Consider the following 6,173-nt stretch of genomic DNA (forward strand, 5'->3'; position numbering starts at 1 on the left):
GGGAGGCACAAGGCATTCAGGTGGCTCGCCGCACCGTCGCCAACTACCGCGAAGCCCTCCGGATCGCGCCTTCGACCGACCGCAAGCGGTTGATGTAAGCCACGTTACAGCGTTCCAGTGGCAGGCTTTTCGGCCTGCCGCTTTATGCACTGGCAACGAAGGAGAAGCTGTATGCAAGTCAACATCAGTGGACACCAACTGGAAGTGACCGAACCTCTGCGCGACTACATCAACGAGAAACTTCAACGATTAGAGCGCCATTTCGACAAGATCACCAACGTGCAAGTCACGATGTGCGTCGAAAAGCTGAAGCAGAAAATCGAAGCCACCTTGCATATTCCCGGCAATGAGGTCGTTGCAAACGCGGAACATACTGATATGTATGCTGCGATCGACGCATTGACCGACAAGCTCGACAAACAACTCAAAAAGCATAAGGAAAAGACCCAGAGCCTGCTCCAGGGCGCGACCGGTCGATAACCCCCTACCCCATGATCCGACTTGAAAATATCCTGACCCCCGGCCGTTCCCTCGTGAACGTGCCGGGCGGCAGTAAAAAGAAAGCCCTCGAACAGATTGCCAACCTGATCGCCCGTGAAGTACCGGATCTGGAGATGCAAGATGTCTTCGAGGCTCTGATCGCCCGTGAAAAACTCGGTTCTACCGGTTTTGGCAACGGCATCGCCATTCCTCACTGTCGCCTCAAGGGTTGCCAGTCGCCGATCAGCGCCCTGATGCACCTTGAAGCCCCCATCGATTTCGACGCCATCGACGGTGCGCCGGTTGACCTGCTGTTTGTACTGCTGGTACCCGAAGCAGCCACCGATGCGCACCTGGAGTTGCTGCGCCAGATAGCCAGCATGCTGGATCGCAAGGATGTGCGCGATAAATTGCGCAGTGCTTCAAGCAATGAAGCCTTGTATCAGGTCGTCGTGGACGAACAAAACGGGCAGTAATCATGCGCTTGATCATCGTCAGTGGCCGCTCCGGCTCAGGTAAAAGTACCGCGCTGAATGTCCTTGAGGACAACGGATACTATTGCATCGACAACCTGCCGGCGGGCCTGCTGCCGGAACTGGCTGAACGTGCGCTGATTCACACCGAACTGGCGCAACCGCTGGTGGCGGTGTCGATCGATGCGCGCAATCTGCCAAGCCATCTCTCACGTTTTCCCGAACTGCTTGAAGAAGTCCGCAGCCGCCACATCCAGTGCGATGTGCTGTATCTGGATGCCGATGATGAAACCCTGCTCAAGCGTTTCTCCGAAACCCGCCGCCGCCATCCACTGAGTAACGCCAACCGTTCGCTGGCCGAGGCGATCGAGGATGAAACGACCCTTCTGGGCCCCATCGTCGATCTGGCCGACCTCAAGATCAACACCACCAATCTGAACCTCTACCAGTTGCGCGACACCATCAAGCTGCGCCTGCTGAGTCAGCCGGAGCCGGGCACGGCATTTCTGGTTGAGTCATTCGGCTTCAAACGTGGTATGCCGGTGGATGCGGATCTGGTGTTTGACGTGCGCTGTCTGCCCAATCCGTACTGGAAGCCAGAGCTACGTGCGCAATCGGGTCTTGATGAGCCAGTCGCCGAGTATCTGGCAGCGCAGCCCGAGGTCGAGGAAATGTTCCAGGACATTTTCAGCTACCTGCACAAATGGCTACCGCGCTTCGCCGCGAGCAATCGTGCCTACGTTACTGTTGCCATTGGCTGCACCGGCGGGCACCACCGCTCCGTCTACCTGACCGAACGCCTGGGTCAGGCCCTGCAGAAAACACTGAAGAACGTCCAGGTTCGCCACCGCGACCTCACCTAAAGGATTCACACCGCGATGCCTGCTCTGGAAATCGAAATCATCAATAAACTGGGCTTGCATGCCCGAGCGTCGGCGAAGTTTGTCGGGGTTGCCGGTCTGTATCCCGATTGCACGATCAGAGTAGGTCGCACACCAGAATCAACGGTTGATGGCAAAAGCATCATGGCGATGATGATGTTGGCTGCTGGCAAGGGCACCAAGATTTATCTGAGTACCGAAGGCCACCAGGAACAGGAAGCGCTGGATGCGCTGGTGGCTTTGATCAATAACTACTTCGATGAAGGTGGTTGATCCTGCTGCGAGGGAGCATTGCTCCCTCGCCACAATTCAGCCCAACGCAGTATCCATCACCATCATCAGACAGAACCCGATCAGTAAACCAAGACTGGCCAGCTTGTCATGACCATTGCGTCGCGATTCCGGGATCACTTCGTGGGTCACCACCAGCAACATTGCCCCGGCCGCCAGCGCCAGGCCTAACGGCAACATCACCTGCGCCAGACTGACCAGCCAAGCGCACAGCAGCGCAAACACCGGTTCGACCAGTCCCGACGCCGCGCCGATCAAGAACGCCTTGACCCGCGACATCCCTGCCCCCGCCAACACCAATGCAATCACCAGACCTTCGGGTACGTCCTGCAAGGCGATGCCCATGGCCAGGCTGTCCGCATCCGGCATGCCGCCGCCAGCCGATACGCCGACCGCCATGCCTTCAGGGATGTTATGGGCAATGATGGCGAATACGAACAACCAGATCCGCGGTGGAATCACCGGATGCTCGACGGTGCCGATGAGCATTTCCGGTGACGAACCAGAAACCTTGCGATCCACCACATACAGGCCGAACGCACCGAGCATGATACCGAAGCAGATCAGGCCACTCGCCGCCCACGGTGTCAGGCCCAGACTCTCTGCGGCAGCAATGCCCGGGACAATCAGCGAAAACGCCGTCGCCGCCAGCATCACCCCGGCACCAAAACCCAGCAATGTATCGCTGAGCGCCTGCGGCATGCGCCGAATCACCAGCACCGGCACCGCTCCAAGCGCGGTGCCGAGCGCGCAGATTGCGCCGCCCTGCAACGCCCGCGATAACCGCGGCTCCAGATTCAGCCACTCCAGTCCGTGGGCTATCAGCAAGGTCATGCCCGCCAGCAGCAACAGCGACCCAACGGCGTAACGAAACATACGCCCACTTCCGACCGCCAGTGTTTCAGTGCCCATAGTCAACCTTGGATTGTTTTTATAGGGGACTTAAACCAGTGCGGCCTGATAGCGCGCAGCGACCTCAGGCCAATTGATCACGTTGTAAAACGCGTTGATGTATTCCGGGCGGCGGTTCTGATAACGCAAGTAATAGGCGTGTTCCCAGACGTCGAGGCCGAGAATCGGCGTGTTACCGTTCATCAGCGGACTGTCCTGATTACCACTGCTTTCCACAACCAGTTTTTTCTCCGGGGTTACGCTCAACCAGGCCCAGCCACTGCCGAAACGGGTCAGCGCAGCTTTGGTGAACGCCTCTTTGAAACTGTCGAGGCCACCCAGTTGTTCGTTGATGGCTTTGGCCAACGCGCCGTCCGGTTTGCCGCCACCGTTGGGCACCATGACTTCCCAGAACAACGAATGGTTGGCATGACCGCCGCCCTGATTGATCACCGCCGCGCGAAGTTTCTCCGGCAACTGCTGAACGCTGGCCACCAGTTTTTCCACCGACCACCCGGCGTACTCAGTGCCTTCTACCGCTGCGTTGAGGTTGTTGATGTAGGTCTGGTGATGCTTGGTGTAGTGGATTTCCATGGTCTGCGCATCGATGTGCGGCTCCAAGGCATCGTAGGCATAAGGCAAGGCAGGCAAGGTAAAAGCCATTTCAATGGACTCCATGGTGATGGGGGGCTGGTGCGCGGCGCGCATTACCGGTATCCGGGTGCAACAGACGCTGGGTGCGCGGGTATTCGCCGTGATCGCTGATGAAATTCAGCAGCTCCACGTAGGTCTTGCTGCTCTGGCGCAGCGCCGCTTCACGCAGCGCGAGGCGCTGACGTTCGTCCTGCATGGTCTGCAACAGCCGTTGATGGATAGCGCAGAGGTATTCGGCGCTTTCCTCCGGCTGATTCAGGCGCAGGTGCAGATCCGCCAGGTTGTGATGGGAAATGACACAGGCCGCCACCGCTTCGTCGGCATCGGCCCAGCGTTCGAACAGCACTTGCGCCAGGGCCAGCGCTTGCAGGTAAGCCTCACGGGCATCGATCAGCTCGCCCAACATGAAGCCGCGATTAGCCCGTTCGATCGTGCGTTTCCAGTGCTCCATGGTGAGCCTCCAAAGCGGTTGCGGGGGTTACACGCCGCCAGCGGTGAGTTTCTCGGGGTTGAGCAACTCTTCCAACTGACTGCGCGACAGGTCGGTGTGCTCCAGCGCAACGTCAATCACCGGGCGACCCTGTTTGTAGGCCTGCTTGGCGATTTCGGCGGCTTTTTGGTAACCGATGATCGGGTTGAGTGCGGTCACCAGAATCGGATTGCGCGACAGCGCTTCCTTGAGCCGCGACTCGTTGACCTTGAAGTTGGCGATGGCCTTGTCACCCAAAAGGCGACTGGAATTGGCCAGCAGTTCGATGCTGCTCAACAGGTTCTGGGCGATGATCGGCAGCATCACGTTCAGCTCAAAATTGCCTGACTGACCGGCGATGGTGATTACCGAGTCGTTGCCGATCACTTGGGCCGCAACCATGGCGGTGGCTTCCGGGATCACTGGATTGACCTTGCCCGGCATGATTGACGAGCCCGGTTGCAGGGCTTCGAGTTCAATTTCACCGAGACCTGCGAGTGGGCCGGAGTTCATCCAGCGCAGGTCGTTGGCGATTTTCATCAGCGACACAGCGATGGCCTTGAGCTGCCCGGAGACCGCAACAGCGGTGTCTTGCGAGCCGATCAGCGCGAACAGGTCTTTGCCTTGGGTGAACTGCACATGGGTCAACTGGCTCAGTTGACGGCTGAAACGCGCGGCGAATTCCGGATGCGCGTTGATCCCGGTGCCGACCGCCGTACCGCCCTGCGCCAGGGATTGCAGACTTGGCAGCAAGTCTTGCAAATGGCCGATGTTGGCCTTGAGTTGCTGCGCCCAACCATTGAGCACCTGGCTCATACGCACCGGCATCGCGTCCATCAAATGCGTACGTCCGGTTTTGACGTGGTGATGCACTTGCTCGGCTTTGTGCTCGATGACCTGCACCAGATGCAACAGCGCCGGCAGCAATTGTTCGTGCAGGGCCAGTGCGGCACTGACGTGGATGGTGGTCGGGATGATGTCGTTGCTGCTCTGGCCGCAATTGACGTGATCGTTGGCATTGACCGGCTCGCCGAGCAGGCGGCTGGCCAGGGTGGCGATCACTTCATTGGCGTTCATGTTGGAGCTGGTACCGGAGCCGGTCTGGAAAATATCCACCGGGAAATGCAGCATGAAATCGCCTTCAAGCAGGCCTTGCGCCGCGTCGCTGATGGCTTTGCCCTGAGCGGCGCTGATCTGATTGAGTTCGACGTTGGCCCGGGCCGCGGCGGCTTTGGCCAGGATCAATGCGCGGATGAATTGCGTCGGCATCGGTTTGCCGCTGATCGGGAAGTTATCCACTGCGCGCTGGGTTTGCGCGCCGTAGAGAGCGTCCACCGGCACCTGCAGTTCGCCCATGCTGTCGCGCTCAATACGAGTCTTGGTCATCGGTAAATCCTTGGACTAATTCAATGAGAGGAATCGAGGGTTGCAACTCGCAGGTCGCCAGTTGCCAGGTGTAGCGTTGCCAGCGTTTGAGCCGGCATTTGCACAGCGACAGGCGCTCCATTTCACGCAAGGGGCGCCAGGCTTGATCGAGACAAAGGCTGCGCCAGTGCCACGGCAACGCGATGTCGGTGGCCGTGTCGAGCAGCAATCGGAAGGAAGTTTCAGCGACAGTCCACGGTGAGGTGGCCGTGCAACAAAACAGATACCGGCCTTCGGCCAGGTAATGTTCGATCAGGCGCGGTTCGTCAGGATCCATCGCGCATCGGATCTGACGACTCATCCAGCGCCAGCTTTCGAGGTACGGCTGCTCGTGCAAGGCAGAACTCATGATCCCGGGCTCATTCGATAATGAGATTTATTATTAGATGATAATGAGAACCAACACAAGGCCTTCCATTGTGGGCGCGAGCTTGCTCGCGAATGCGGCGGATCAGCCGAAATCAATGTGGACTGACACGACGCTTTCGCGAGCAAGCTCGCTCCCACAGGAATCAAGTGTCTAGTCCTGAAATAGGTTTACACCTTTTTCACCCCAACGCCCGATGCACCGCGTCGGGCGTTTTGTATTTTAAGGACAGGTGCGGTCGC

The 6,173-nt window shown here is 58.5% G+C and carries 10 protein-coding genes; 5 read left to right on the forward strand and 5 right to left on the reverse strand.

Translation table 11 applies throughout. The features are described from left to right. The 5 genes from ACIQVE_RS25860 to ACIQVE_RS25880 form a co-directional block, all read left to right on the forward strand. A partial coding sequence (locus ACIQVE_RS25860; protein WP_402813962.1) for a hypothetical protein occupies positions 1 to 98 on the forward strand: 98 nt, incomplete at its 5' end. A 73-nt stretch (positions 99 to 171) separates the two neighbouring features. Next, a complete protein-coding gene (gene hpf, locus ACIQVE_RS25865; RefSeq protein WP_402813939.1) occupies positions 172 to 480 on the forward strand; it encodes a ribosome hibernation-promoting factor, HPF/YfiA family in 309 nt (102 codons plus the stop codon). An 11-nt stretch (positions 481 to 491) separates the two neighbouring features. Further along, positions 492 to 956 carry a PTS IIA-like nitrogen regulatory protein PtsN gene (gene ptsN, locus ACIQVE_RS25870; protein WP_402813942.1) on the forward strand — a complete coding sequence of 155 codons (465 nt, stop codon included), beginning with the start codon at positions 492 to 494 and terminating at the stop codon, positions 954 to 956. A 2-nt stretch (positions 957 to 958) separates the two neighbouring features. After that, a complete protein-coding gene (gene rapZ / locus ACIQVE_RS25875; RefSeq protein ID WP_402813944.1) occupies positions 959 to 1,816 on the forward strand; it encodes an RNase adapter RapZ in 858 nt (285 codons plus the stop codon). A 15-nt stretch (positions 1,817 to 1,831) separates the two neighbouring features. Further along, the gene (locus tag ACIQVE_RS25880) at positions 1,832 to 2,107 is read left to right on the forward strand and encodes an HPr family phosphocarrier protein (protein ID WP_402813946.1); all 276 of its coding nucleotides are present in this window, start codon (positions 1,832 to 1,834) and stop codon (positions 2,105 to 2,107) included. A 36-nt stretch (positions 2,108 to 2,143) separates the two neighbouring features. Here the strand turns inward: ACIQVE_RS25880 and ACIQVE_RS25885 are convergent, their stop codons facing one another. Genes ACIQVE_RS25885 through ACIQVE_RS25905 form a run of 5 tightly spaced genes read right to left on the reverse strand, consistent with a single transcriptional unit; the run spans position 2,144 to position 5,913 of the window. After that, complete coding sequence (locus ACIQVE_RS25885; protein WP_402813949.1) at positions 2,144 to 3,037, reverse strand: ZIP family metal transporter; 894 nt, start codon at positions 3,035 to 3,037, stop codon at positions 2,144 to 2,146. Positions 3,038 to 3,067: 30 nt separating this feature from the next. After that, positions 3,068 to 3,679: a superoxide dismutase gene (locus ACIQVE_RS25890; protein WP_402813951.1), complete on the reverse strand. Its 612-nt coding sequence runs from the start codon at positions 3,677 to 3,679 to the stop codon at positions 3,068 to 3,070. A gap of 1 nt (position 3,680) precedes the next feature. Then, on the reverse strand, positions 3,681 to 4,121 hold the full coding sequence (locus ACIQVE_RS25895; protein ID WP_402813954.1) for a hypothetical protein: 441 nt from the start codon (positions 4,119 to 4,121) through the stop codon (positions 3,681 to 3,683). A 27-nt stretch (positions 4,122 to 4,148) separates the two neighbouring features. Further along, entirely contained in the window at positions 4,149 to 5,525 is a 1,377-nt protein-coding gene (locus tag ACIQVE_RS25900) for a class II fumarate hydratase (protein WP_402813956.1), read from the reverse strand. Continuing rightward, positions 5,506 to 5,913: a FagA protein gene (locus ACIQVE_RS25905; RefSeq protein WP_402813959.1), complete on the reverse strand. Its 408-nt coding sequence runs from the start codon at positions 5,911 to 5,913 to the stop codon at positions 5,506 to 5,508. Before ACIQVE_RS25905 ends, ACIQVE_RS25900 begins: the two co-directional genes overlap by 20 nt. Between the last annotated feature and the right edge of the window lie 260 nt (positions 5,914 to 6,173).

Origin of the sequence: Pseudomonas sp. NPDC098747 (assembly GCF_044760045.1) — a bacterium.
Taxonomy (GTDB): Bacteria; Pseudomonadota; Gammaproteobacteria; order Pseudomonadales; family Pseudomonadaceae; genus Aquipseudomonas.